The 24,767-nt window shown below is 69.8% G+C and carries 22 protein-coding genes; 16 read left to right on the top strand and 6 right to left on the bottom strand.

Annotated features, from left to right (window positions below; genetic code table 11):
- Positions 1-60 precede the first annotated feature (60 nt).
- The 8 genes from ACZ7OI_RS46975 to ACZ7OI_RS46940 all read left to right on the top strand — a co-directional run bounded on the left by ACZ7OI_RS46975 (position 61) and on the right by ACZ7OI_RS46940 (position 8,221).
- The gene (locus tag ACZ7OI_RS46975; protein ID WP_470270595.1) at positions 61-579 is read left to right on the top strand and encodes a ribonuclease FAU-1 family protein; all 519 of its coding nucleotides are present in this window, start codon (positions 61-63) and stop codon (positions 577-579) included.
- A gap of 81 nt (positions 580-660) precedes the next feature.
- Complete coding sequence (locus tag ACZ7OI_RS46970; RefSeq protein WP_470270594.1) at positions 661-1,416, top strand: class I SAM-dependent methyltransferase; 756 nt, start codon at positions 661-663, stop codon at positions 1,414-1,416.
- A 70-nt stretch (positions 1,417-1,486) separates the two neighbouring features.
- Positions 1,487-2,392 (top strand): ABC transporter ATP-binding protein, encoded by a 906-nt coding sequence (locus ACZ7OI_RS46965; protein WP_470270593.1) that lies wholly within the window; start codon positions 1,487-1,489, stop codon positions 2,390-2,392.
- Between the two features lie 13 nt (positions 2,393-2,405).
- Entirely contained in the window at positions 2,406-3,143 is a 738-nt protein-coding gene (locus ACZ7OI_RS46960) for an ABC transporter permease (protein WP_470270592.1), read from the top strand.
- Between the two features lie 5 nt (positions 3,144-3,148).
- A complete protein-coding gene (locus tag ACZ7OI_RS46955; protein ID WP_470270591.1) occupies positions 3,149-4,660 on the top strand; it encodes an ArnT family glycosyltransferase in 1,512 nt (503 codons plus the stop codon).
- Positions 4,661-4,755: 95 nt separating this feature from the next.
- Positions 4,756-6,273, top strand: a complete 1,518-nt coding sequence (locus ACZ7OI_RS46950) for an ArnT family glycosyltransferase (RefSeq protein WP_470270590.1) — start codon at positions 4,756-4,758, stop codon at positions 6,271-6,273.
- A complete protein-coding gene (locus ACZ7OI_RS46945; protein WP_470270589.1) occupies positions 6,270-7,598 on the top strand; it encodes a sensor histidine kinase in 1,329 nt (442 codons plus the stop codon). Before ACZ7OI_RS46950 ends, ACZ7OI_RS46945 begins: the two co-directional genes overlap by 4 nt.
- The gene (locus ACZ7OI_RS46940; protein WP_116205127.1) at positions 7,595-8,221 is read left to right on the top strand and encodes a response regulator; all 627 of its coding nucleotides are present in this window, start codon (positions 7,595-7,597) and stop codon (positions 8,219-8,221) included. Before ACZ7OI_RS46945 ends, ACZ7OI_RS46940 begins: the two co-directional genes overlap by 4 nt.
- On the opposite strand, the gene thrS is transcribed toward ACZ7OI_RS46940, so the two are convergent.
- Both thrS and coaE read right to left on the bottom strand, forming a co-directional pair.
- Positions 8,218-9,462, bottom strand: a complete 1,245-nt coding sequence (thrS, locus tag ACZ7OI_RS46935) for a threonine--tRNA ligase (protein WP_470270663.1) — start codon at positions 9,460-9,462, stop codon at positions 8,218-8,220. The genes ACZ7OI_RS46940 and thrS overlap by 4 nt on opposite strands.
- A gap of 141 nt (positions 9,463-9,603) precedes the next feature.
- Positions 9,604-10,788: a dephospho-CoA kinase gene (coaE, locus tag ACZ7OI_RS46930; RefSeq protein WP_470270588.1), complete on the bottom strand. Its 1,185-nt coding sequence runs from the start codon at positions 10,786-10,788 to the stop codon at positions 9,604-9,606.
- A 216-nt stretch (positions 10,789-11,004) separates the two neighbouring features.
- Between coaE and ACZ7OI_RS46925 the strand changes: the two genes are divergently transcribed.
- Positions 11,005-11,226, top strand: a complete 222-nt coding sequence (locus tag ACZ7OI_RS46925; RefSeq protein ID WP_470231052.1) for a hypothetical protein — start codon at positions 11,005-11,007, stop codon at positions 11,224-11,226.
- Positions 11,227-11,514: 288 nt separating this feature from the next.
- Here ACZ7OI_RS46925 and ACZ7OI_RS46920 read toward each other — a convergent pair whose 3' ends face one another.
- Positions 11,515-11,955, bottom strand: coding sequence for an OsmC family protein (locus ACZ7OI_RS46920; protein WP_470270587.1), 441 nt, complete (start codon positions 11,953-11,955; stop codon positions 11,515-11,517).
- A 158-nt stretch (positions 11,956-12,113) separates the two neighbouring features.
- Between ACZ7OI_RS46920 and ACZ7OI_RS46915 the strand changes: the two genes are divergently transcribed.
- The gene (locus ACZ7OI_RS46915; RefSeq protein ID WP_470270586.1) at positions 12,114-12,746 is read left to right on the top strand and encodes a TetR/AcrR family transcriptional regulator; all 633 of its coding nucleotides are present in this window, start codon (positions 12,114-12,116) and stop codon (positions 12,744-12,746) included.
- A gap of 168 nt (positions 12,747-12,914) precedes the next feature.
- Here ACZ7OI_RS46915 and rpsA read toward each other — a convergent pair whose 3' ends face one another.
- The gene (gene rpsA / locus ACZ7OI_RS46910; protein ID WP_470270585.1) at positions 12,915-14,408 is read right to left on the bottom strand and encodes a 30S ribosomal protein S1; all 1,494 of its coding nucleotides are present in this window, start codon (positions 14,406-14,408) and stop codon (positions 12,915-12,917) included.
- A 346-nt stretch (positions 14,409-14,754) separates the two neighbouring features.
- On the opposite strand from rpsA, the gene ACZ7OI_RS46905 reads away from it, so the two are divergent.
- The 5 genes from ACZ7OI_RS46905 (at position 14,755) to ACZ7OI_RS46885 (ending at position 19,851) form a co-directional block, all read left to right on the top strand.
- On the top strand, positions 14,755-15,618 hold the full coding sequence (locus ACZ7OI_RS46905) for a class I SAM-dependent methyltransferase (protein ID WP_470270584.1): 864 nt from the start codon (positions 14,755-14,757) through the stop codon (positions 15,616-15,618).
- 14 nt (positions 15,619-15,632) lie between these two features.
- Positions 15,633-16,529: a GNAT family N-acetyltransferase gene (locus tag ACZ7OI_RS46900; RefSeq protein WP_470270662.1), complete on the top strand. Its 897-nt coding sequence runs from the start codon at positions 15,633-15,635 to the stop codon at positions 16,527-16,529.
- Between the two features lie 108 nt (positions 16,530-16,637).
- Positions 16,638-17,363, top strand: a complete 726-nt coding sequence (locus ACZ7OI_RS46895) for an ABC transporter ATP-binding protein (RefSeq protein WP_470270583.1) — start codon at positions 16,638-16,640, stop codon at positions 17,361-17,363.
- 26 nt (positions 17,364-17,389) lie between these two features.
- Entirely contained in the window at positions 17,390-19,285 is a 1,896-nt protein-coding gene (locus ACZ7OI_RS46890) for a YhgE/Pip family protein (protein WP_470270661.1), read from the top strand.
- The gene (locus tag ACZ7OI_RS46885) at positions 19,282-19,851 is read left to right on the top strand and encodes a TetR/AcrR family transcriptional regulator (protein ID WP_470270582.1); all 570 of its coding nucleotides are present in this window, start codon (positions 19,282-19,284) and stop codon (positions 19,849-19,851) included. Before ACZ7OI_RS46890 ends, ACZ7OI_RS46885 begins: the two co-directional genes overlap by 4 nt.
- 521 nt (positions 19,852-20,372) lie before the next feature.
- Here the strand turns inward: ACZ7OI_RS46885 and ACZ7OI_RS46880 are convergent.
- On the bottom strand, positions 20,373-20,873 hold the full coding sequence (locus tag ACZ7OI_RS46880; protein ID WP_470270581.1) for a hypothetical protein: 501 nt from the start codon (positions 20,871-20,873) through the stop codon (positions 20,373-20,375).
- Positions 20,874-21,222: 349 nt separating this feature from the next.
- Complete coding sequence (gene polA / locus ACZ7OI_RS46875; RefSeq protein WP_470270580.1) at positions 21,223-23,961, bottom strand: DNA polymerase I; 2,739 nt, start codon at positions 23,959-23,961, stop codon at positions 21,223-21,225.
- 107 nt (positions 23,962-24,068) lie between these two features.
- On the opposite strand from polA, the gene ACZ7OI_RS46870 reads away from it, so the two are divergent.
- A complete protein-coding gene (locus ACZ7OI_RS46870) occupies positions 24,069-24,464 on the top strand; it encodes a PaaI family thioesterase (RefSeq protein ID WP_470270660.1) in 396 nt (131 codons plus the stop codon).
- Positions 24,465-24,767 lie beyond the last annotated feature (303 nt).

The raw sequence follows: 24,767 nt of genomic DNA, 5'->3' as shown, positions 1-24,767 counted from the left end.
GGCCCCTACCCGGCTTTCCGGCGATTCTCGCGAAGGGCGCGGGCAAGGCAGGATGGGCGGATGACCGATCTGCACCCGCCGAAGGTCGAGACCTTCGACCCGGCCGCCCGCGTGAACATCGACAACAAGGGCATCCGCCGCGACGTGGAGGAGTTCCGCGAGGAGCCGTTCGGCCTGTACCTGGCGCGGCCCGCGCCGGGGCGGGCGCAGTTCCACTACCTCGAGTCCTGGCTGCTGCCGGAGCTGGGGCTGCGGATCACCGACTTCTGGTTCGCCCCGGGCCACGAGCGCGACCAGGACTTCTACCTCGACGTGGTGCGCGTGCGCCGCGACGGCCCGCGCTGGGTGGCCACCGACCTCTACCTCGACCTCGTGCTCAAGGACAAGATCTCGGTCCGGGTGATCGACACCGACGAGCTGCTCGCCGCCGTTTCCGGGAAGCTGCTCTCCCAGGAAGAAGGCGAATACGCGCTCGAAGTCGCCTACGCTGCCGTCGAGGGCCTCGCCGTGCACGGTTACGACCTCGCCGCCTGGCTGTCCACAAAGGACATGACACTCGGCTGGCGCAGGCATCCCTAACGAGGAACGGGGGAATTCCCCACCCCCGCCCGGCGGTCAGCCGGATTACCCGAAGCGGCTCCCCCGGCCACGATCAGCGGCATGGAACGAACCGCAAACCAGGTGACGCTCGACCTCGTGTGCTCGCTGTATCGCGAGCACACCGAAGCGTTGCGCGCCGCGAAGGACGCCCAGCGAGCGCACCGCCGCGCGCATCCGGCGATGAAGACCCAGCTCGACGACGTCGAGGCGGAGATCACCTACCTGCTCCTGCGCCACCTGCGCCCGGAGAAAGTCGTGGAGATCGGTTCGCTGCACGGCTGGTCCACGAGCTGGCTCCTGCGCGCGCTCGCGGACAACGGCTCCGGCAGGCTGACCACGATCGACCTCATCGGCAACGCCACCAAGACCGTCCCGCACGCGCTGGCCAAGGGCCGCTGGGAATTCCGCCAGGGCGACGCGCGCACCCTCACCGCCGACTGGATGTCCGATGTGGACTATCTGTTCGTCGACGCCGACCACGGCGCGCGCTTCGCGAGGTGGTACCTCTCCGACGTCTTCCCGAAGATCGACGCCGCGGTCAGCGTGCACGACGTGTTCCACCGCCGCACCCCGCTGCCGTTCACCGAAGGCGCCGAAGTGGTGCGCTGGCTGGAAAAAACGCAGAATCCGTACTTCACCGCGGCACGCGCCCGTGCGGAACACGCGTACGCTCGCCTCAACGAACTCAGGCGCGAACTCGGCGTCGACAGCGTCGTCCACACCGGCCGCGACAACCCGATGATCTACTTCCGCATCCACCGATCGGTGGATGCGCGGCTTACAGCCGGTGGACCGGAAGTCGCACCGTTCCGCTGATCCGATCGGCCGCTCCAGCCGGGATTCTCGAATACAGCAACCGCTGCGATTCGAGAGGGGACGGCAGACAATGCCGGTCATCGAGGTGCTGAACCTCCGCAAGCGCTACCGCGAGAAAACGGCGGTGGAAGACGTTTCGTTCACCGTGGAGCGGGGCGAGATCTTCGGGATCCTGGGGCCCAACGGCGCGGGCAAGACGACCACGGTCGAATGCGTCGAGGGCCTGCGCTCCCCCGACGGCGGCACCGTTTCGGTGCTCGGGCTCGACCCCAAGCGCGACGTCCGCGAGCTGCGCCAGCGCCTCGGCGTCCAGCTGCAGGAAAGCCGGCTGCCCGACCGGTTGCGCGTCGCCGAGGTGCTCGACCTGTTCGCCGCGATGTACCGCACCCCGGCCGATCCGGAGCGGCTGATGGACCTGCTCGGGCTCACCGAGCAGCGAAACTCCTTCTACCGCAAGCTTTCCGGCGGACAGCAGCAGCGCGTGTCGATCGCGCTCGCGCTCGTCGGCAGTCCCGAGGTGGTGGTGCTCGACGAACTGACTACCGGTCTCGACCCGCAGGCCCGCCGCGACACCTGGGACCTCGTCGAAGCGGTCCGCGCCGAAGGCGTGACAGTCGTGCTGGTCACGCACTTCATGGAAGAGGCGGAACGGCTGTGCGACCGGATCGCGGTGATCGACGCCGGACGCGTCGTCGCGACCGACACCCCGACGGGGCTGGTCGGGCGCGTCGGCGGGGAGCAGCACATCCGGTTCCGCCCGTCCGTGCCGGTCGATCCTCGGGAACTGGCCGGGTTGCCGGACGTGCTCAAGGTCGAGCGCAGCGGCGCGCATCTGGTCGTGACCGGCGGTGCCGGCGCACTGCAAGCGGTGACGTCGTTCCTCGCCCGGGCCGACGTGGTCGCGGGCGATCTGCGGGTGGAGCAGGCCAGCCTCGACGACGCCTTCGTCGCGCTGACCGGCCGGAAACTGGACTGAGGGGGAACCGGAAGTGTTGTCGAAGCTGACCGTCGCCGAGGCGAAGATCTTCCTCCGCGACCCCGGTGCGCCCGCTGTGGTGCTCGGGATCCCGCTGGCGCTGGTGCTGGTGTTCGGGCTGATGCCGGGGTCGCGCGAGCCGAGCGCCCAGTACGGCGGCCAGTCGTCGCTGGCCACGGTGATCGCGCCGATGGCGGTGGCGATCCTGCTCGGAATCCTCGCGGTGTACATGCTGCCGGGCGCGATGGCCGCGCACCGGGAGAAAGGGGTGCTGAAGCGGCTGGCGGCGAGCCCGATGTCGCCGTCGCGGCTGCTCGCCGCGCAACTGCTGGTGAACCTCGCCATCGCCGTGGTCGCGATCGTGCTCGTCGTGGGGGTGGGCACGATCGCGCTCGGCATGGCCCTGCCGAAGAATCCGGGCGGCTTCGTCGCGGTCGCGCTGCTCGGCGCGGTGTCGCTGTTCTCGGTGGGCACGCTGCTCGCCGCGTTCGTCCCGAGCACCCGCGCGGCGAATGGGATCGGCGCGGCGGTGTTCTTCCCGATGCTCGCGCTCGGCGGCGTCTGGGTGCCCAAGGAGCAGCTGCCGCCGGTGCTGCAGCACATCGCTGACGTCCTGCCGCTCGGCGCGACGCTCGGAAGCCTGCGCGACACCGCCGCCGGACACGCACCGCACTGGCTGCCGATGGTGGCCCTCGCGGTGTTCGCCGTCGTGTGTTCGACGCTCGCCGCCCGATTCTTCCGGTGGGAGTGAGTGCGATGACTGCGACGCAAGAAGAAAGCACGACCCGCTCGGTCGCGCCGTTCGCCCGGATGCCCGTGTTCGGCATTGCCGCGCTGCTCGCGGTGCCGTTGGTGCTCACCGCGAACAACTACGGCTACTTCGGCGACGAGCTGTATTTCCTCGCCGCCGGACGGCATCTGGCCTGGGGTTACGTGGACCAGCCGCCGCTGCTGCCGCTGCTCGCCCGTGCGATGGACACGATCGCGCCCGATTCGCTGTTCGTCCTGCGGCTCCCGGCGATGCTGGCGATGCTCGCCGGAGTCGTGTTCGCCGCGCTCATCGCCCGCGAACTCGGCGGCCGGACCCGCGCGCAGGTCATCACCGCCGCCACGTTCGCCGCCTGCACGCAGTTCGCCGCCAGCGGCCACTACCTGGCGACCTCGACGCTGGACCCGTTCCTCTGGACCGTCCTGCTCTGGCTGGTCGTCCGCTGGATCCGCACCCGCCGCGACGGCCTGTTGCTGTGGGCCGGAGTAGTCACCGCGCTCGCGCTGTACGTGAAGTTCCTGATCGGCGGGTTTTGGATCGTCGCCGGGATCGCGCTGCTGATCTGCGGTCCGCGCGAACTGCTGCGCCGTCCGATGCTGTGGGCGGGTGCGGCGATCGCCGTGCTGGCACTGGTCCCGACGCTGGTGTGGCAGGCGCAGCACGGCTGGCCGCAGCTCAGCATGGGCGCGGCGATCTCGAACGAGGTCGGCCAGACCTGGGGCGGACGGCTGCTGTGGCTGCCCGAGGTGCTGCTGATCGCCGGCATCCCGATCGGGGCCGTGCTGCTCGGCTACGGTTTGTGGCGGCTCCTGCGGTCGCCGCGGCTCCGTCCTTACCGCTTCCTCGCCTGGACCACGCTCGCGCTCGCGGTGGTGTTCATCGCGGTGAACGGCCGCAATTACTACATCGCGGGCATGTTCGCGCCGTGCTGGGCAGCCGCGGCGGTGGAACTCGAAAGCGGACAGGCGTCGCGGTGGTGGCGCTGGATCCCGACCTGGCCGGTCTACGTGCTGGCCGCGCTGCTGATGCTGCCCGGCGCGCTGCCGGTGTGGCCGCATTCCTGGGTCGAGAAGAACCCGTCGCTGCCGACGCCGGCTTTCTCGTTCGGTGAAGTCGGCTGGCCGGAAGGGACGCAGTCGGTCGCCCAGACATTCCGTCGCGTGCCCGACCCGGCACACACCGCGATCGTCGGCGAGACGTACTGGACGGCGAGCGCGCTCTATCGCTACGGCCCGGAGCTCGGCCTGCCCGAGCCGACCAGCCCGAACCGCGGATACGCGACGCTGGCCGTTCCGCCCGATTCGGCGCGCGACGTCCTGTTCGTCGGGGCCGATCCCCGGCCGCTGCTCGGGCACTTCGCCCACCTCGAGCCGGCCGGCACGGTGAAAACCGGGGACGCGAAGCCGAGTGTGCTCGACGGCACGCCGATGTGGCTGGCCACCGCGAGACTGCAGCCGTGGCCGGAAATCTGGTCCAAGCTGGCGAACACCGGCGCTTGACCGGCGCCACCCGCAGTACGGCGGCGTCAGGCCTCGCCCGTAGGGTGCGGGCGAGGCCAGCCCCCGATCCGCCGACAGGGAGCAGGATGGATGCCGTGACCACGGCCACCGCACCGAGCACGCCCGACCGTGCGCTCGCCGACTTCGCCCGGCGGCCGGTCTTCCTGCTCGCCGCGGGGACCGCCGCCGTACTCCTCGCCACCGCCGGCCGCTACGGCTACTTCGGCGACGAGCTGTACTTCCTCGCCGCGGGCAAACACCTCGCGTGGGGATACGCGGACCAGCCGCCGGTGCTGCCGTTCCTCGCCTGGCTGGCGAACTCGATCGCGCCGGGCTCGCTCGTCGTGTTCCGGATCCCGGCGATACTGGCGACCGCCGCGGGCGTGGTGTTCACCGCGCTGATCGCCCGCGAAATGGGCGGCGAACGCAAGGCGCAGACCCGCGCCGCCGCGGCGTACGCGATCTGCGGGCAGTTCGTCGGCAGCGGCCACTACCTCGCGACGTCCACTGTGGACCCGCTGCTGTGGACGATCGTGCTGTGGCTGCTGGTGCGCTGGATCCGTACCCGCGACGACAATCTGCTGCTGTGGCTCGGCGTCGCGACGGCGGTCGGGCTGAACGTGAAGTTCCTGATCGGCGGATTCTGGGCGGTCACCGCGATCACCGCTCTCATCTTCGGACCGCGAGACCTGTTGCGCCGCCCCAAACTGCGGCTGGGCGCGGCGATCGCTGCTGTCGCGTGCGTACCGACATTGCTCTGGCAAGCCTCGAACGGCTGGCCGCAGCTCGGCATGGGTGATGCGGTCTCCCGCGAAGTCGAGGAGGCGGGCGGCCGGGCGATGTTCGTGCCCGCGCTGCTCGCCGGGGCCGGTTGGGTCATCGGCGCGCTGGGCGTGCTGTATGGACTGACGGTGCTGGTCGGCAGCTCCCGGCTGCGCGCGTACCGCTTCCTCGGCTGGACCGCGTTGGGCGTTTTCGCGCTCTTCCTGATCGGCAACGGCCGGTTCTATTACGCCGCAGGCACTTTCGGCCTGCTGTGGGCCGCCGCCGCGGTGCATCTGCAGGACCGGCGGCCCGCGTTGTGGTGGCGCTGGGTGCCGACGTGGCCGATGTTCGTCCTGTCCGCGCTGTACAGCCTCCCCTATGCGCTCCCGGTCTGGCCCGAGCAGTGGCTGGTCGAGCATCCGACCGCGCCGCGCCCGGCGTACGCGATGGAGGAGTACGGCTGGCCGGATCTGGCCGCGTCCGTCGCCACGCAGTACCGCGCGCTGCCGCCGGAGCAGCGAACCCGCACCGCGCTCGTCACCGGCGGATACTGGCAGGCGGGCGCGCTCGGCCGGTACGGGCCTGATCAGGGCTTGCCTGAGGCGTACAGCGCCAGCCGCGGCTTCTGGTACTTCGGGCGGCCGGACGACAAGGCGGACACCGTCCTGTTCGTCGGCCGCGAACCGGCGAAGCTCGCGGCGCACTTCCGGTCCGCGCGCATCGTCGGCGAGGTCGACAACCGGCTGGGCGTCCCGAATGCCAGCCGCCACCTGCCGATCTGGCAGCTCGACGGCCGGATCGGCAGCTGGGCCCAGATCTGGCCGCAGCTCAAGGACCTCAAGGCGTGAGACTCGAGGACGTCCGAGACGTCAAACTCGATTGGCAGGGTTCGCTGCTGCCCCCGGCCAGGTCCCGGGCGGGCGATCCGCCGGTGCGGTGGCATCGGTGGTTCGCCGGGATCGAGACGGCGCTCGCGTGGCTCCTGCTGTTCGTCCCGACCCTGCTGAGCGCGCTGAGCAGCCAGCCGAACGACCACCGGATCACCACCGTGCTGATCGCCGCCGGGGCCGCGGTGTGGCTGGCGCTCACCACCTTCGCGCTCAGCCCGAAGCTGCGCGAGCACCCGACAGCCGCCGCGGCGGCGTTCGCCGGGGTCGTCACGTTCGGCTCGATCCTCCAGTCGCGCGACGCGTACTTCATCGTCTTCATGGTCTACGGGTTCTTCGCGGCGATGCGGATGAAGCCGATGCCGGTCGCGGTGCTCGGCGTAGGCATCAACTCGCTGCTGATCAACACGATGACGCTCGGCGGGCCGATCCACGCGCTGTCGGTTTCGCCGGGAATCTGGGGCACGGTGGTGATCGTGCAGACCGCGGCCATCGGCGGCGGCGGCGCGTTGTTCGCCGCGGTGGGCAGGCAAAATCAAGAACGCAAGCGCGCGCTCGAGCAGCTGGCGGCGGCCGAGGCGGAGAACCGCGGGCTGCAGCGGCAGTTGCTCACCCAGGCGCGCGAGGCCGGTGTGCTCGACGAGCGCCAGCGGCTGAGCCAGGAAATCCACGACACGCTCGCGCAGGGGTTCACCGGGATCATCACCCAGCTCGAAGCCGCCGCGCAGGCCCGGGGCGACGCGGCGGAATGGGAACGCCACCTCGCCGCGGCGACCCAGCTGGCCCGGGAAAACCTCACCGCGGCCCGGCGTTCGGTCGCCGCGCTGCACCCGGAAGCTCTCGAAACCGCGACGCTGCCCGAAGCGCTCGCCGAGGTCGTCCGGCTGTGGAGCGAACGCACCGGCGTGCCCGCGGAGTTCTCGGCCACCGGGACCGCCGTCCCGCTGCATCCGGAACTCGAGGCCACCCTGCTTCGGATCACCCAGGAAGCACTGTCCAATGTGGCCAGACACGCCCAGGCGGGCCGGTCCGGGATCACCCTGTCGTACATGGGCGACGAGGTGACGCTCGACGCGCGCGACGACGGCGTCGGCTTCGACCCGGCGCGGCCGCCCGCCCCGCCGTCGGCCGAAGGCGGCCACGGCCTGCCCGGCATGCGGCGGCGCGCCGAGCGGCTCGCCGGGACCCTGCACGTCGAGTCCGAGCCGGGCGGCGGCACCGCGATCTCGGTGCGCCTGCCCGCCGTTCCGGCTGCGACACTGGACCCGACCGAGGGGGCCTCATGACCATCACCCTGCTCATCGCCGACGACCACCCGATCGTCCGCGACGGCCTGCGCGGCATCTTCACCGGCGAGCGCGGTTTCGAGGTGCTGGGCGAGGCCGCGCACGGCGCCGAGGCGGTCACGCTCGCCGAGGCTCTTCGCCCGGACGTCGTGCTCATGGACCTGCGCATGCCCGGCACCGACGGCGTCGCCGCGATCACCGAACTCGCGCGCCTCGGCAACCCCGCGCGCGTGCTCGTGCTGACCACCTACGACACGGATTCCGACGTGCTGCCCGCGATCGAGGCGGGCGCGACCGGCTACCTGCTGAAGGATTCGCCGCGCGAGGAACTGTTCCGCGCCGTGCGCGCCGCCGCCCGCGGCGAGGCGGTCCTCTCCCCCGCGGTCGCGAGCCGGATCATGGGCCAGATGCGCGCACCGGCCCAAGAACCGTTGTCGCAGCGCGAAATCGAGGTGCTGAACCTCGTCGCGCGGGGGTCGACGAACAAGGAAGCGGCGAAGAAGCTGTTCATCAGCGAGGCGACGGTGAAGACGCATCTGCTGCACGCGTACGCGAAACTCGGCGTGAAGGACCGCGCGGCCGCGGTGGCGGTGGCTTTCGAACGCGGCTTGCTCGGGTCCTAGGCCCAGAGCTCGCCGCCTCTCGACGCTACCCGCGCAACTACCGCGGCCACGAACTCCTTCCCTGGCAACGGATCCAGCCTGCGGCCATCCCGAAGCCGAGGCGCGACCAGATCCGCAGCAGCCTCTCGCGCGCCGATCATCACCTGGTACGGCGCCAACCGCCGATCACGGATCCGAGAGCCCAGACTCCCCCGGTCCGCCGGGACGACCTCGGCGCGCAGCCCGGCGTCCATCGCTTCCTCCGCCACCGATCGGGCCGCCGGGAGTTCCGCGTTGCCAACAGGAAGCACAGCCACCTGCATCGGAGCCAGCCACGGCGGGAAAGCGCCGCCGTGCTCCTCGATCAGCTGCGCCAGCACGCGTTCCAGGCTGCCGAGCACCGCGCGGTGCACCAGAACCGGCCGGTGCGCGCGGCCGTCCGGGCCGACGTACTCCAGCCCGAACTGCTCCGGCTGGTGGAGGTCGATCTGCACGGTGGACAGGCTCGACTCGCGACCGGAACTGTCGGCGATCTGGACGTCGATCTTCGGGCCGTAGAACGCGGCTTCGCCGGGCCCGCGTTCGTAGTCGACGCCGTCGAGCGCTTCGACGAGCACGTCCGCCGCGCGCTCCCACGCCTCGGCCGCACCTGCGTATTTGCCGCGGTTGTCCGGCAGAGAAAGGCGGTAGCGCGCGGGTTTCAGGCCAAGGTCGCGGTACACGCGGCGGATCAGCGCGAGCGCGCTCCGCACCTCCGCGCCGACCTGCTCGGGGAGGCAGAAAATGTGCGCGTCGTTGAGCTGGATCGCCCGCACCCGGCTGAGCCCGCCGAGGACGCCGGACAGTTCGGCGCGGTACATTCCGCCGAGTTCGGCCAGCCGCACCGGCAGTTCGCGGTGGCTGTGGGCGCGCGAGCGGTAGATCAGCGCGTGGTGCGGGCACAGGCTCGGCCGCAGCACCACCTGTTCGCCGCCGAGATCCATCGGCGGGAACATGTCGTCGCGGTAATGCGCCCAGTGGCCGGAAAGCTCGTACAGTTCGCGTTTCCCCAGCACCGGCGACGACACGTGCCGGTAGCCGGCTCGGCGTTCGACCTCGCGGACGTACTCCTCCAGCACGTGCCGCACGGCGGCGCCGTCGGGCAGCAGATACGGCAGTCCGGCCCCGATCAGCGGGTCGCTGCCGAACAGGCCGAGTTCCCGGCCGAGTTTGCGGTGGTCAGGCATGGCGGTCTCCTCACGGAAGGCGAGGCGAGCGCACAGCGAGAAGCCCGGGGCGCTCGCCCCGGGCTCGATGGCAGTGTTCAGCGCGCCGGGACGGGATCCGGCGTCGTCGTGGACTGGGCGCGCTTCATGCCCGGACGGTAACCCCGCGCGAGGCGGGACCGCACCTGGTTTTCCGCGTCAGGGCTTCCAGCCGCTCTGCGCGGCCCACTGCTCCGCGCGCACGAATGCCGCGTTGACCCAGCCCTGCTTCTCCTCCGCGTACTGCTCGACCGTGCCGTCCGCGGAATGCTTGCGCGCCAGCTCTTCCTTCACTTGGGCGTAGCTGTCGCGCTCGTCCGGGTGCGCGCGGATCCAGTCGCGGAACAGCAGCGCGAGCCGCCACGCCGGGGTTTCGGTGGACCGGACGTGCAGGTTCACCGGCCGCTTCGGGTCGGCGCTCTGGTGGAACCGCTTGAGCCACTTTCCGTCGCCGTCCTGCGGATCGTCCCACCATTCGCCTTCGCGGCGCGGGAAACCGGCGTCGGCGAGGGCTTCGGCGAGCGCGTCCGCATCGTCCAAAGAGGACACTGTGAGCTGGAGGTCGAGTATGTCCTTGGCGGGCAGGCCCGGCACGGCGGTGGACCCGATGTGGTCCGCGCGCACCAGCCGCGAACCCGCGATCTGCCGCAGCCGCGCCAGCCGTCGTTCGGCCTGCAGCGGCCAGCTCGAGTCGTACGGCGAGATCACCGGCGAGGCGGGCGGACGCCGTTTGCGCAGCCGGAGATTCGCCTCGAACGGCACCAGCCGGTCCGCCCACAACGCGTCCACTTCGGCGAGCACGATGTCCTGCGTCCCGCCGTTGTCGAGCCAGACGTCCGCGACCGCGCGGCGCTGTTCCTCCGCGGCCTGCGCCCGGATCCGCGCCCGGGCGTCGGCCTCGGGCATGCCGCGCACCTCGACCAGCCGGCGCACCCGCACCTCCACCGGCGCGTCGACCACCAGCACCAGGTGATACGCGGGCGCGAGATCGTTCTCGACGAGCAACGGGACGTCGTGCACGACCACCGCGTCGTCCGCGGCCGCGGCCATCAGCTCACCGGTGCGCTGCCCGACCAGCGGATGCACGATCGCGTTGAGCCGCTTGCGGGACTCGTCGTCCGCGAACGCGCGCGCGGCGAGCGCGGGCCGGTCCAGCGAGCCGTCCTCGGCGAGGATTTCCTCGCCGAACGCCCCGGTCAGCGCGGCCAGCCCGGGCGTGTCCGGCTCCACGACCTCGCGCGCGATGCGGTCCGAATCGATGACGACCGCCCCGTGTTCGGCCAGCCGGTTCGCCACCGTCGACTTCCCCGCACCGATCCCGCCCGTCAGGCCCACTCGCAGCATGGCCACACCTTAACGAGAGCCGCCGTCACCCGCTCGGGCGACACCGAACCCCCCTGCACGTGCAACCGCACAGGTACCCGCACACCCTCCGCGTAAACGCAAGCACATTTTCGGGCGTAGCCGAACTGATGTGGGTGACACGCCGCGCGCTTGCGCTGTTTTCGCGGGTCGAGTGCGTACCGTGCGCGGCGGAAGGGTCGCCCACACGGAGGAACAATGGCGGATAAGCACGTCGGGAAGCACCGGCTCGGCACCCCGGGCCTGGTGCACTGCGTCGCCTACCGCCAGGTCTCGGACGCACTAGCGGAGTACCGGCGCACGTGGTTCAGCGCCCTGCTCGTGCCCGCGAAGCACAGCCTGGCCGGCCTCCGCCGCCGCGCCCGCGAAGCCGCACTCGAACGTGCCTGGGTGCCTTCGGTTTCCCTGGAACGCGCCTGACCCTCCGCCTTCGGCACCGCGGCAAGGTCTGTGAGGGGAACCCTCACGACCCACCCACCCAACCGCAGCCGACGCACCCAACAGCCAGGCACCCAGACCCTGCCCTGCACCCCGATACGAAGCCTCCCTGCGGTCTGGGGTTGCTTGTCAAGGCATCTTTCCCGCCTTGACAAGCAACCCCAGACCGTCAGCACAATCAGGCTTCGGGGTGCCCCCACCGCACCAATTCCGTGAGGGGACCCCTCACAGACCCTGATTCCCCCAGGGTTCCCTTCACGAACCGGCAGATCAGACCGCGTGGGTTTCGATCGCGATCTCGTGGCTCAGCGTCCGGTGCACCGGACATTTGTCCGCGATCTCCAGCAGCCGTGCACGCTGGGCGTCGTCGAGGTCGCCTTCCAGCGAGATCTCCCGGGTGATCCGGCTGATCAGCCCGACCTCGGTCTCGCAGCGTTCGCAGTCGCGGGCGTGGATGCGGTCGTGCCGGAGCCGGACGGTCGTGCGGGTCAGCGGGATTCCCTTGCGGTCTGCGTACATCCGCAGCGTCATCGAGGTGCAGGTGCCGAGCGCGGACAGCAGAAGGTCGTACGGCGTGGGACCGGCGTCCGCGCCGCCCACGCTCACCGGTTCGTCGGCGAGGAATTCGTGGCCCGCGGTCGTGACGCGCTGGGTGTAGCGGCCGCTCCCGGCATCGGTGACGACGACAGTGCCGGGTTCCGGCTGGGTCATGAGGGCGGATTCCTTCTGCTCGGCACTGCCCGCCCTGTGCGGGCGGTCGCTTGTGGACGGTCCGGGAACGACGTTCCCAAGAAGCCGTGAATATCGTATCTTCTGCTTGCGAGACGCGGACGCGCTTCCCGCGGAGCACGGGCAAAAGGGGGTGGGAGATGGCCACCCGGCATCTCTCGACACGGCCGGCGGAGCAGCACCACCGCGGCCGGTTCCTCGACGCGGCGCTGACCGTTCTGACCGAGCGAGGCGTCGCCGGATTGACCGTGCGCGCGGTGGCGGAACAGGCCGGGGCGTCCACGATCACGGTGTACACGCGCTTCGGCGGCCGCACCGGCCTGCTGGACGCCTTGTACGAACGCGCTTTCGACCTGCTGGGCGAAGAACTGCGCGACGTTCCGCGGTCCGAGGGCGACGGGGTCGCCGACCTGGTGGAGGTCGCGCTCGCCTACCGCCGCTTCGCGCTGGAAAGCCCGGCTCGCTACGGCTTGATGTTCGAGCGCTCGGTGCACGACTACGACCCGGATCCGGCGTTGCGGCAAGGAGTGCTGCGCACGAGTTTCGCCGAGTTCGTCGCGAAAATCGACCTGGTCTGCCCGCCGGGCGTCGTCGCGCAGGAATGCGGCTACCTGCTCTGGACGGCGATGCACGGGCTGGTGAGCGTCGAGCTGACGATCCGCTCGCAAAGCCCGCTCGACGACTGGTTCCTCGACCCGACCGAATCGGCGCACGAGACGATGTACCGGCGCGGGGTGCGCGCGACCATCGACGGGCTCGGCCTGCGCACCTGACCGGGCGCGGGCGCGAAAGATCTCGGGGACGTTCGGCCCCAGGTCCGTGTCCTGATGTCCAGACCACGACCGACCGCGCCCGGCGTGCGCGAACAATCCGAAAAACAGTTCGGCCCCGGTCCGTGCGGACCGGGGCCGAAACTGTTCAGAGACTCAGCGAGTCAACGCTCACGCGCCGCCCGACAGCTTCTCGCGCAGAGCCGCGAGCTGCTCGTCGCTGGCGAGCGTGCCGCCGCTCTTCGCCTCGACCGGAGCGGACGAGGTGTAGCTCTGCTCGCCGCCCTCGATGCCGGTGGCAGCGTCGGCAGCGGCTTCGGCGTCGGCCTCGGCGGCCTTCTTGACCTGCGCCATGTGGGCCTCGTAGCGCGTGTGGGCCTCGGCGTACTGCCGCTCCCACTCCTCGCGCTGCTTGTCGAAGCCTTCCTGCCACTCCTGCGTGTCCGGGTCGAAGCCCTCGGGGTAGATGTAGTTCCCCTCGGTGTCGTACTCGGCGGCCATGCCGTACTGGGTGGGGTCGAACTCGGTCTCCGGCGTGACGCCCTCGTTCGCCTGCTTCAGCGACAGCGAGATGCGACGGCGCTCGAGGTCGATGTCGATGACCTTGACCATGACGTCGCCGTTGACCTGGACGACCTGCTCCGGGATCTCCACGTGGCGCTCGGCCAGCTCGGAGATGTGCACCAGGCCCTCGATGCCCTCCTCGACGCGCACGAACGCGCCGAACGGGACGAGCTTGGTGACCTTGCCCGGCACGATCTGGCCGATCGCGTGGGTGCGGGCGAACTGGCGCCACGGGTCTTCCTGGGTCGCCTTCAGCGACAGCGAGACGCGCTCGCGGTCCATGTCGACGTCCAGGACCTCGACCGTGACCTCCTGGCCGACCTCGACGACCTCGGACGGGTGGTCGATGTGCTTCCAGGACAGCTCGGAGACGTGCACCAGGCCGTCGACGCCGCCCAGGTCCACGAAGGCGCCGAAGTTGACGATGGAGGACACGACGCCCTTGCGGACCTGGCCCTTGGCGAGCGCGTTGAGGAACTCGCTGCGCACCTCGGACTGGGTCTGCTCGAGGTAGGCGCGGCGGGACAGGACCACGTTGTTGCGGTTCTTGTCCAGCTCGATGATCTTCGCCTCGAGCTCGCGGCCGACGTACGGCTGCAGGTCGCGCACGCGACGCATCTCGACCAGCGACGCGGGCAGGAAGCCGCGCAGGCCGATGTCCAGGATGAGGCCGCCCTTGACGACCTCGATGACGGTGCCCTTGACGGGCTCGTCCTTCTCCTTGAGCTCCTCGATCGTGCCCCAGGCGCGCTCGTACTGCGCGCGCTTCTTGGACAGGATCAGACGGCCTTCCTTGTCCTCCTTCTGGAGAACGAGGGCTTCGACCTCATCGCCGACGGCGACAACCTCGGCCGGGTCGACATCGTGCTTGATGGACAGCTCGCGCGAGGGGATGACGCCCTCGGTCTTGTACCCGATGTCGAGCAGGACCTCGTCGCGGTCGACCTTGACGATGATGCCTTCGACGATGTCCCCATCGTTGAAGTACTTGATCGTCTTGTCGATAGCCGCGAGGAAGTCTTCCTCCGACCCGATGTCGTTGATGGCGACCTGCGGGGCCCCGGTCGGGGCGGTCGGGGCGGTGGCGGTGTCGGTGGTCATTAGGCGGGTTGCTCCGGTGGATGGGTGTCGTAGGTGGATGTGAAGTTGGCTACCGGCGGTGCACGCGGCGAGTCCCGCAGCCATGGCATGCGGCGACCCTGCTCAAACGTCCGGCGACCAAACGTTCCACCAGTGAACGACCGCGGCATGACCCGCTGACGATGCGCGGCCCCGGTGGGTAGTCACCCAGGCAGCGCGAACCCCACTGCGCTAACACGTATCGTACGCGGGCCCCCGCGAGGGACACAATCAGGGTCGCCCTGGGCTCCCGGTACCTTCTTTCCAACGTTTCCGCCGGTCCGGGCATTCCCCCGCCCAGCCGGCGCCACCGGGAGAGGAGACCGGCATGACCGAGCCCGCCGCAGCCCCGGCGGCCCCGTCCGGCGACCGCCACGCGAGCGCCGAAGAACGGCTCGGCACCGTAGGCGTCGCCCACCGCGAAGTCGGCGGAAATGAAGCGGAAGCGGCGAATCTGGCCTGGTGGGACGCGGACGCCGACGACTACCAGGCTACCCACGGCGGATTCCTCGGCGACGCCGATTTCGTCTGGTGCCCCGAGGGAGTCCGCGAGGAGGACGCGCGGCTGCTCGGCGACGTGCGCGGACAGCGCGTGCTCGAAGTCGGCTGCGGGCAGGCCGCGTGCTCGCGCTGGCTCGCGGCCGCCGGAGCCGAACCGGTCGCCACCGATCTGTCCGGCGGCATGCTCCGGCACGCTCGCGAGGGCAACGTCCGCACCGGCGCGACGGTCCCGCTCGTGCAGGCGAACGCCGAGCGGCTCCCGTTCGCCGACGCCAGTTTCGACATCGCGTGCTCCGCGTTCGGCGCGCTCCCCTTCGTGCCTTCGCTGGAGACGGTGTTCGGCGAGGTGCGCCGCGTGCTGCGGCCAGGCGCACCGTGGGTGTTCTCGGTGACGCACCCGATGCGGTGGATCTTCCCGGACGATCCCGGGCCGCAAGGGCTCACCGCGACCCAGCCGTATTTCGACCGCACGCCGTACGTCGAGGTGGACGACGACGGCACCGCGACGTACGTCGAATACCACCGCACGCTCGGCGACTACGTGCGCGCGCTCGCCGCCTCGGGCTTCGCGCTGGAAGACCTCGTCGAGCCGGAGTGGCCGGCGGGCCACACGCGCACCTGGGGCCAGTGGAGCCCGCTGCGCGGAAGGCTGTTCCCCGGCACCGCGATCTTCCGCACGCGCCGCGACTGACCGGCTACGCTGCGCTGGTGAGCTCCGCAGGCCGATTCGCCGCACTCGACCCGCTCCTGCCGCCGCCCGTTCCGCTCGCGAGCGGCGACCGGCTGCGCGCGGTGACCGCGTCCGGCGCGCAGGTTTCCGCGATGCTCCAGCGCTACCGGCACGGTCCGGGCGACGCTCCCCTGCTGTGGTCGGCGGCCGAGGTGTGGCAGCTCTTCCCGGATCCGGAGACGGCGGGCACCGAAGGGTTCGACGCGTTGCTCGGCGCGCTTCGGTCCGAAGTGGACACTGAAGCGCCGGGCTCCGATTCGGCTTGCGTCGTCAACTGGCCGAGCCGCGACGCCGAAGCCATCCGGGCCTTTCTCGACCACGGGCTGGTTCCGTTGTCCGCGCTCGCCGTCCGTCCCGCTGTCGTGCCGGAAGAGACCGGGTCCGAGGCTTCGATCCGTCTCGCCGGACCGGACGACTACACCGCGGCGCTGGCGTTGTGCACGGCCACGTTCGATTACACCGGCCTTGTCGCGCACCGGAAACGAGAGCAGACCGCGGAACTGCTCGGCCCGGCGCTGCGCCGCGCGCTCGGCGAGAAGGCGACTTGGGTCGCCGAGGTCGACGGCGAAGTAGCGGCGCTCGCCCAATGCGACTGGGTCGAGTCGGCGCCCGGGAACGAGGCCGCGGAACTGCTGCCGACCGGACGCTGGGGTTACGTGAACAATGTCGTCACCGGCCGGGCCAGCCGGGGCAAGGGGATCGGCCGCGCGCTGATGGCCCGCGCGCACCGCGAACTGCTGAACCAGGGCGCGACCGGCACCTACCTCTATTACAACCCGACCAATCCCCTGTCGTCGGTGTTCTGGCACCGGCAGGGCTACCGGCCGCTGTGGACGTCCTGGGAAGCACACCCAGTGTGGGCGCTGCGGTGAGCCGACCGCTCTTTGGTGTGACGTCCGGCGAGCCGCCTTGCTGACCGCTCCAGGTCGGGTCTAACTTTTGAACTGACTAGTCAGTTCAAAATCCGTGGAGTGTGTCCTGTGCAGGTCCGTGCCGACCGGGTGTCCCTGAAGGGTCCCCACGGCCCCTTGTTGCCGCCTACCTCGCTCACCGTCGAGGAGGGCTGCCTCACCGTCGTGCACGGCGAGCCGGGCGTCGGCATCACCGCGCTCGCGCTGGCGCTGGCCGGGCGGCTGAAGCCGACCACCGGCACCGTGACCGCCGATCCGGAGGGCGACCTGCGGCGGCTCGTGGCCGTAGTGGACTCGCCGGGGGTCAGCGAGCCGGACGATGCCTTGTCGCTGCGCGTCGTCACCGGCGAAGAGCTGGCCCTCGCGCACCGTCCTTCCGGCAAGGATGCGGTCACGGCTTGGCTCTCGCAACACGACGCCGGGCCGTACGCCGACAGCCGGTTCGAGAGTCTCGAACCCGCGCTGCGCACCCGGCTGCTCACCGCGCTGGCCTCCGAACGCGACGGCGTGCGCGTGCTCGTCCTCGACGCGCCCGACCGGCACACCAGCGACGTCGAGTCCTGGGCCGCCGTCGCCAGGGAGCACGCCGCCCGCGGGTTCGCGGTGGCAGTGCTCGCCGCGACAACGCCGGAGTCGGCGCTCCCCTACCCGCCGGCCAAGGTCGGCGAGGCCGAGCAACCGGATCCGATCCGGTTGTACGTGCCGCCGGAAACCGAGGCCGAGCAGACCAAGCAGCTCACGGACACCGCCGAACTGACCGCCGAAACCGAGAACTCCGAGGGAGACCGGGCATGACCACCCCCCACAAGCGGGCCGGCGGACTGAACGCGTTCCGGATCGCGCGCAACGAGCTGCGCAGGCTGTCCACCGGGACGCTGCCGAAGCTCGCCATGTTCGCGCTCGTCATGGTGCCGCTGCTGTACGCGTCGTTCTACCTCTACGCGAACTACGACCCGTACGGCCGCCTGGACAAGCTGCCCGCCGCCGTGTTCACCGAGGACGCCGGCGCGAAGGATTCCGGCGGAGCCGAGCGCAACGTCGGCCGCGAGGTCACCGACGAACTGGTGAAGTCCGGCACCTTCCAGTGGCATCAAGTGTCCGAAAAGGACGCTCGGGACGGCGTGCGGGACGACAAGTACTCGTTCGCCATCGGCATCCCGCACGACTTCTCGAAGGCGCTGCTGTCGTCCGGCAATTTCGAGCCGCAGCAGGCGACCATCACGCTGACCACCAACGACGCCAACAACTATCTGTCCGGCACCATCGCGAAACAGGTCGCCGACCAGGTCCGCAAGACGATCGCGGAGAAGGTGGGCAGCGAGGCCGCGGACAAGTTCCTCGTCGGTTTCTCCACCATCTACGGCAAGATCTCCGAAGCCACCGACGGCGCCAAACAGCTCGCCGACGGCGCGGCGAAACTCCAGACGGGGCAACATCAACTGGCCGACGGGGCGAGCCAGCTCGCGACCGGTTCGGCCAGTCTCGCCACCGGCTTGGGCACGCTCAAATCGAGCACCGCGCAGCTGCCGAGCCAGACTCAGAAGCTCGCCGACGGGGCAGGCCAGGTGGCCGACGGCAACCAGAAGGTGGCGAGCGCGGGTTCGCTGGCCGCGTCCGCTTCCTCCGACGTGATGGGCCGGATCGACAGCTACCGCACCCAGCTGGCCGCGAAGCTGCAGGAATCCGGGATGTCGGAGAACCTCGCCAACTCGATCCTCGCCGACTACGACAAGCTGCGCACGGACGCGAACCAGGCGAACGGGAAGATCCAGTCCGCCAACGGGGACCTGCAGAAGCTCTCCAGCGGCGCCCGGCAGGTGTCCGACGGGGCGCACCAGCTCGCGTCCGCCTCTCCGCAGCTGGCCAACGGAATCGCGCAGGCGTCCGACGGCGCGAACCAGCTGCGCGACGGAGCCGCGAAGCTCAACGACGGCGAGAAAACCGCGGTCACCGGCACCGACCAGCTCGCCGACGGTTCGGTGAAGCTGCGCGACGGCCTCGCCGCCGGGCTGAAGCAGATCCCGAACCCGGACGACCCGACCCGCACCGCCACCGCGAACACGATCGCCGACCCGGTCGCGGTCACGTCGAACGGCGTGGCGTCGGCAGGAACGTACGGCGCAGGGCTCGCGCCGTTCTTCATCTCGCTGGCCACCTGGATCGGCGCGTTCGTGCTGTTCCTGCTGATCCGCCCGCTGTCGACGCGCGCGCTCACCGCCGGCGCGTCGCCGCTGCGGGTCGCGCTCGGCGGCTGGCTGTCCTCGGCCGTGCTGGGGCTGGGGCAGGTGATCGTGCTGTTCGCCGCGGTGACCTGGCTGGTCGGCATCCACGTGGCGCATCCGCTGGGCGCGATCGGCTTCGCCTGTCTGGTGTCACTGGCCTTCACGTCGATCGTGCACGCGCTCAACGCGCTCTTCGGAGCCGTCGGCAAGTTCCTCGGCCTCGTGCTGCTGGTGCTGCAATTGGTGAGCGCGGGCGGCACGTTCCCCTGGCAGACGATCCCGGACGCGCTGTATCCGCTGCACATAGTGCTGCCCATGGGCTACGCCATCGACGGGTTCCGGCACCTGCTCTACACCGGCGCGTCGATGCAGATCCTCGGTGACATCGGGGTGCTGGTGGCGTACCTCGTCGGAGGGATCCTGCTGTCCACTCTCGCGGCGCGCAAACACCGGGTGTGGTCGGTCTCGGCGCTCAAGCCCGAGCTGAGCCTGTGAGAGAGGCGACCAAACGGAAGCTCTTCGAGGCCACGTTGCGGCTGTCGGCCAGCCGTGGCCTCGTCGGGCTGACGGTGGACGACATCGCGGCAGAGGCTGGGGTCGCCAAGGGGACCGTTTACTACAACTTCGGGTCCAAGGACGGGCTGGTCGACGCGCTGCTCCGGTTCGGCGTGGATTTGCTCGCCGGGCGGCTGCGGGCGGCCGGGACGGATGACGATCCGCTGGCGGTGATCGAGGCTCAGGTCGATACGACGCTGGAGTTCATCGCGGAGTATCCGGGGTTTTCGCAGATCGTGGTGAGCGAGTTGTGGCATACGCCGGGGCGGTGGCACGACACGCTGGCTTTGCTGCGGGAAGAGTTGATCGCCGTGGTCAAGGCGCAGCTGGAGAGGCTGGGGGCGGCTGGGCGGTTGCCGGAGGGGCTGGACATCGCGACCGCGGCGGCCGGGGTTTTCGGGACGATGCTCGTGGTGGCGTTGGATTGGCAGGTTTTTCATCCTGCTCGGGATCGGGCGGATGTGCTGGGGTCGGTGATGTTGCTGATCCGCGGGTTGAAGAGGTGAGCTTGGGGCGTGGCGGGGCCCGGCTTTCGGTGCCGGGCCCCTGGGGGTTAGTGGCAGTTGGCGCAGCAGCCGCAGCCCTTGCCGGTGCAGGCGGAGCAGCATCCGTGCCGCAGGACGGTCTGGAACAGGCGTTTGATCATTGCTCGGTCCTTCCGGGTTGGTCGTTCCTGCGTGGGTCACGCTAAGTGGGGTGGTGGTTACGGGGGTACCGCTGACTGGGCAGGTGGGCGGGTGAATCCTCTTTGGGGGGTGTCGGGGGCGGCTCGTCGCCTGGCGGCGACGTTGCGCCTCGTTGTCGTGGGGCACCCCGAAGCCCGATTGTGATGACGGTCTGAGGGTGGTTGTCAAGGCGGGAAAGATGCCTTGACAAGCAACCCCAGACCGCATTTTGGCTTCGTATCGGGGTGCGGGGGTGGTGTGGGTGCGCTGGTGAGTTTGTGTGCGCGGGTGCGGGTGGTCTGTGAGGGGAACCCTGAGGGAATCAGTGTCCCTGAAGGTGGCCCTCACGGACTTGGGCGGCATCACTGTCCACAGGGGACGTTGAGCCAGTCGGCTTTGGGGATGGCTTTGCGGGTGTCTTCCAGTCTGGTTAGCAGGGCGTCCAGTTGTGCTGGGTCAGCGGTGTATTCCAGGATCGCTCGGTAGAAGGCGCCGGTCATGGTTTTGGGCATCAGGTCTGAGGCGTCGAAGCAGACTGGTTTTCCTGAGGTGATGGTGTCGGCGACCTTTCGTCTTACCGGGTCTCGGTAGACGTCCTTCGCTACTGCGGTTCCTGCGGAGAAAGCCGTTGCGTTGGGGTTGCCTGCCCAGATTTGCTGGGCTTCGGGCGAGACCAGGAAGTCCAGGAATTGGCGGGCTTGCGAGGTGTCGTTGAACATCGCGGCCAGGTCCGCCGAGACCTCGGACGCGCCGGATCCGGGGAACGGGAAGAAGTCGTAGGCAGGCGGCGGGCTGGAGTCAGGCTTGCCTGGCCGGTTTTGTCGCCGATTTCGTTGCGCCGGACGCTGTTGGCGGTGGGGCACGCCGGGGATTCGGTTTCAACCGCGCCGCGATTCGCGCTCATGATCGGGATGCGCAGCCGATTCTCGCTCGCCCGAACGGAGAGACCGCACAGATTTCGTTGCCTGATCCGAGGAACCGCGACGACAGGACTGGATTCGATCGCCGACGCGGGCTGTCCTCGTGTTCGCCCGAACGGGCGCAGCACCGAGGCCGGTGCGCTCGCCGACCCGCGACCGTCCGCTGGATTCCGTCGCCACGCCGCAAACTCGAGCGCTCCCGCACCGCCGATCCCGTCTCCAGCCGCGAGACCGGCCCCTGCTGCCCGGGGCCGGTCATCGACCCCGGGCACTGCTCCTCAAGCTCAGCGCGTCAGTGCGCGGCCTCGTTCCACGAGCGCCCGTATCCGACCGAAACCTCCAGCGGCACCGCCAGTTCCGCGGCCGAGCCCATGCCCTCGCGGACCAGCTTTTCGACATCCGCGCGCTCGCCGTCGGCGATTTCCAGGACCAGTTCGTCGTGGACCTGCAGCAGCACTCGGCTGCGCGAGCCCGCTTCGGCGAGGGCGCGGTGCACGTTCAGCATCGCCACCTTGATGATGTCCGCCGCGCTGCCCTGGATCGGGGCGTTCAGCGCCATCCGCTCGGCCATTTCGCGGCGCTGGCGGTTGTCGCTGTTCAGGTCCGGCAGATAGCGGCGGCGGCCGAAGATCGTCTCGGTGTAACCGCGCTTCGCGGCCTCGCCGACGACCGACTGCAGGTAGTCGCGCACCCCGCCGAACCGCGAGAAGTACGCCTCCATCTGCTCTTTCGCGTCTTCTGTCGAGATCTTCAGCTGCTGCGACAGGCCGTACGCCGACAAGCCGTACGCCAATCCGTACGACATCGCCTTCACCCGGTACCGCTGTTCCGGCGTGATTTCCGCGGCGGGCACGGAAAACGCGCGCGACGCGACGAACGTGTGCAGGTCCTCGCCGCTGTTGAAGGCCTCGATGAGACCCTCGTCCTTCGACAGGTGCGCCATGATCCGCATTTCGATCTGGCTGTAGTCCGCGGTCATCAGCTCGGCGTAGCCGTCGCCGACCACGAACGCGTCGCGGATGCGCCTGCCTTCCTCGGTGCGCACCGGGATGTTCTGCAGGTTCGGCTCGACCGACGACAGCCGTCCGGTGGCCGCGATCGTCTGCTGCAGCGTGGTGTGGATGCGCCCGTCGTCGGCGACCGATTTGATCAGGCCCTCGACCGTGGTGCGCAGCCGCGTCGCGTCGCGGTGTTCCAGCATGTGCTGCAGGAACGGGTGCTCGGTCTTCTCGAACAGCGACTGCAGCGCGTCGGCGTCGGTGGTGTAGCCGGTCTTGGTGCGCTTGGTCTTCGGCATGCCCAGCTCGTCGAACAGCACGACCTGCAGCTGCTTCGGCGAACCGAGATTGATCTGCTTGCCGATCACCTCGTACGCGGAGTCCGCGGCCTGGGTGACCCGGCTGAGGTAGTGCGCCTCCAGCTCGGTGAGCTGGTCGACGTCGACCGCGATGCCCGCCGCCTCCAGTTCGGTGATCACTTCCAGCAGCGGCAGTTCCAGCTCGGCCAGCAGCTTCGCGCCGCCGAGTTCCTCCAGCTCCGTGGCAAGCGCGCCGGCCAGCTCGAAGATCGCGCGCGCTTTCACCAGTTCGGCGGAAATTTCCTTCTGCTCCAGCTCGTCCGCGCCGCCGTCGAGCAGCGACAGCTGACCGTCGCCGTCTCCGGCTTCCGAACGCAGCTCGCGGTGCAGGTAGCGCAAGGCGAGGTCGTCGAGGCCGAACGTGCGCTGGCCCGGCCGCGCGAGGTACGCGGCGAGCGCGGTGTCCATGCTGAGCCCGGCGAACGTCCAGCCGCGGGCGCGCACCGCGTGCAGCGGCACCTTCAGGTCGTGGCCGATCTTGCGGATCTTCGGGTCCGCCAGCCACGCCGACAGCGCCCGGTCGTCCGCCTCGTCCATCGCGGTGACGTCGACGTACGCACCCTCGCCGTCAGCCGTCGCGAAGGCGACCGCCTTGAGATCGGAACGGACCGACGCACCGGTCGCCCGGAACGACAGCGCCACCGGCTCGGCCGCGCCGGCGTGCGCTTCGAGCCACGCGCCGAGCGCGCCCGGCGCGAGCGCGGAGCCGGACACCTCGAAGCCTTCGTCGGCCTCCGGTTTGGCACTGCTCAGGTTCTCGAAGAGCCGGTCGCGCAGCACGCGGAACTCCAGCTCGTCGAAGAGGCGGTGCACCGCCTCGCGGTCCCACGGACGCAGCTCCAGCTGGTCCGGCACGGATTCCAGCGGCACGTCGCGGACCAGCTCGGTGAGCTGCCGGTTGAGCTGGACCGACGACAGGTGCTCGCGCAGCGCGTCGCCGACCTTGCCCTTGACCTCGTCGACCCGGTCGATCAGGTCGGCCAGCGAGCCGAACTGCCGGATCCACTTGGCCGCGGTCTTCTCCCCCACGCCGGGGATGCCCGGCAGGTTGTCCGACGGGTCGCCGCGCAGCGCCGCGAAATCCGGGTACTGGGTCGGGGTGAGGCCGTATTTCTCTTCCACCGCGTCCGGCGTGAACCGCACGAGGTCGGAAACGCCCCGCTTGGGGTACAAAACGGTCACCCGATCGGTGACGAGCTGCAACGCGTCGCGGTCGCCGGTACAGATCAAGACGTCGTAGCCGTCGCCCGCCTGCGTGGTGAGCGTGGCGATGACGTCGTCGGCCTCGTAGTTCTCCTTCGTCAAGGAGGGGATGCCGAGCACGTCGAGCACCTCCTTGACCAGGTCGACCTGGCCGCGGAACTCGTCCGGCGTGGCGCTGCGGTTGGCCTTGTAGTCGGCGTACGTCTCCGACCGGAAGGTCTTGCGCGAGAGGTCGAAGGCCACCGCGAGATGCGTCGGCTTCTCGTCGCGCAGCAGGTTGATGAGCATCGAGGTGAAGCCGAAGACCGCGTTGGTGACCTGCCCGGTCTTCGTGCGGAAATTCTCCGCGGGCAGGGCGAAGAAAGCGCGATAGGCCATCGAATGGCCGTCGATCAGCAGCAGCCGGGGGCGTTCCTGCGCACCGGCGGCGCCTGTGGTCTTGGCAACGGTTTGGTTCTCACTCGGGCTCACGGGGGCGAGTCTAGGGTGAGGGTCTGACACTCTTGCGTGTCGCATAGGTTGAGGAGCAGAGAGTGACCGAGCAGACGGCGGAAATCACGCCGGGCCAGTTCGCGGGCATGGACCCCGCGGTCGCGGGCCAGCAGCTGAACGACAAGATCGGACTGAAGCTCGTAGAGCTGACCCCGGAACGGGTCGTCGGCACGATCCCCGTCGAAGGCAACCTCCAGCCCTACGGCCTCCTGCACGGCGGCGCGAACGCCACCGTCGCCGAGGCGCTGGGCTCGGTGCTGGCCGCGCTGAACGCAGGGCCCGAACGCGCCGCGATGGGTTTGGAACTGTCCTGCACCCACCATCGCGCCGTCCGCTCCGGCGTTGTTACCGGGGTGGCGACTCCGCTGCACGTCGGGCGGGGGACGATCACGTCGGAGATCGTGCTGACGGATGACGAAGGCCGCCGCACCTGCACTGCGAGGCTTACCTGCGTGGTGCGAGACCGCCCACCAGGTGCCTGAACTGTGTCTAATTGCCTCGGCTCCGCCGAGGCGCCGAGATCGCCTTCAAGCCGGTCTCTTCCCGCTCGGTTCACCCGGCCCGGGGGGCCGTGCGAACCGAGCGGGAAGAGACCGGCGCGATCTCGGGTTTTGGTCGGGTTGAGGTGAAGGGCTTTCACAAACTGCGCTACCGCAGCTGGCGCACTCAACTCGCCAAGGCAGCCACACTCCCCCGCACCCCGATACGAAGCCAAAAATGCGGACGGCGGGTGCTTGTCAAGGCATCTTTCCCGCCTTGACAAGCACCCGCCGTCCGTCATCACA

This window comes from Amycolatopsis sp. NPDC114503 (genome assembly GCF_055633655.1).
The sequence above is the reverse complement of the archived record's forward strand: the minus strand, read 5'-3'. Positions and strand labels throughout refer to the sequence as shown.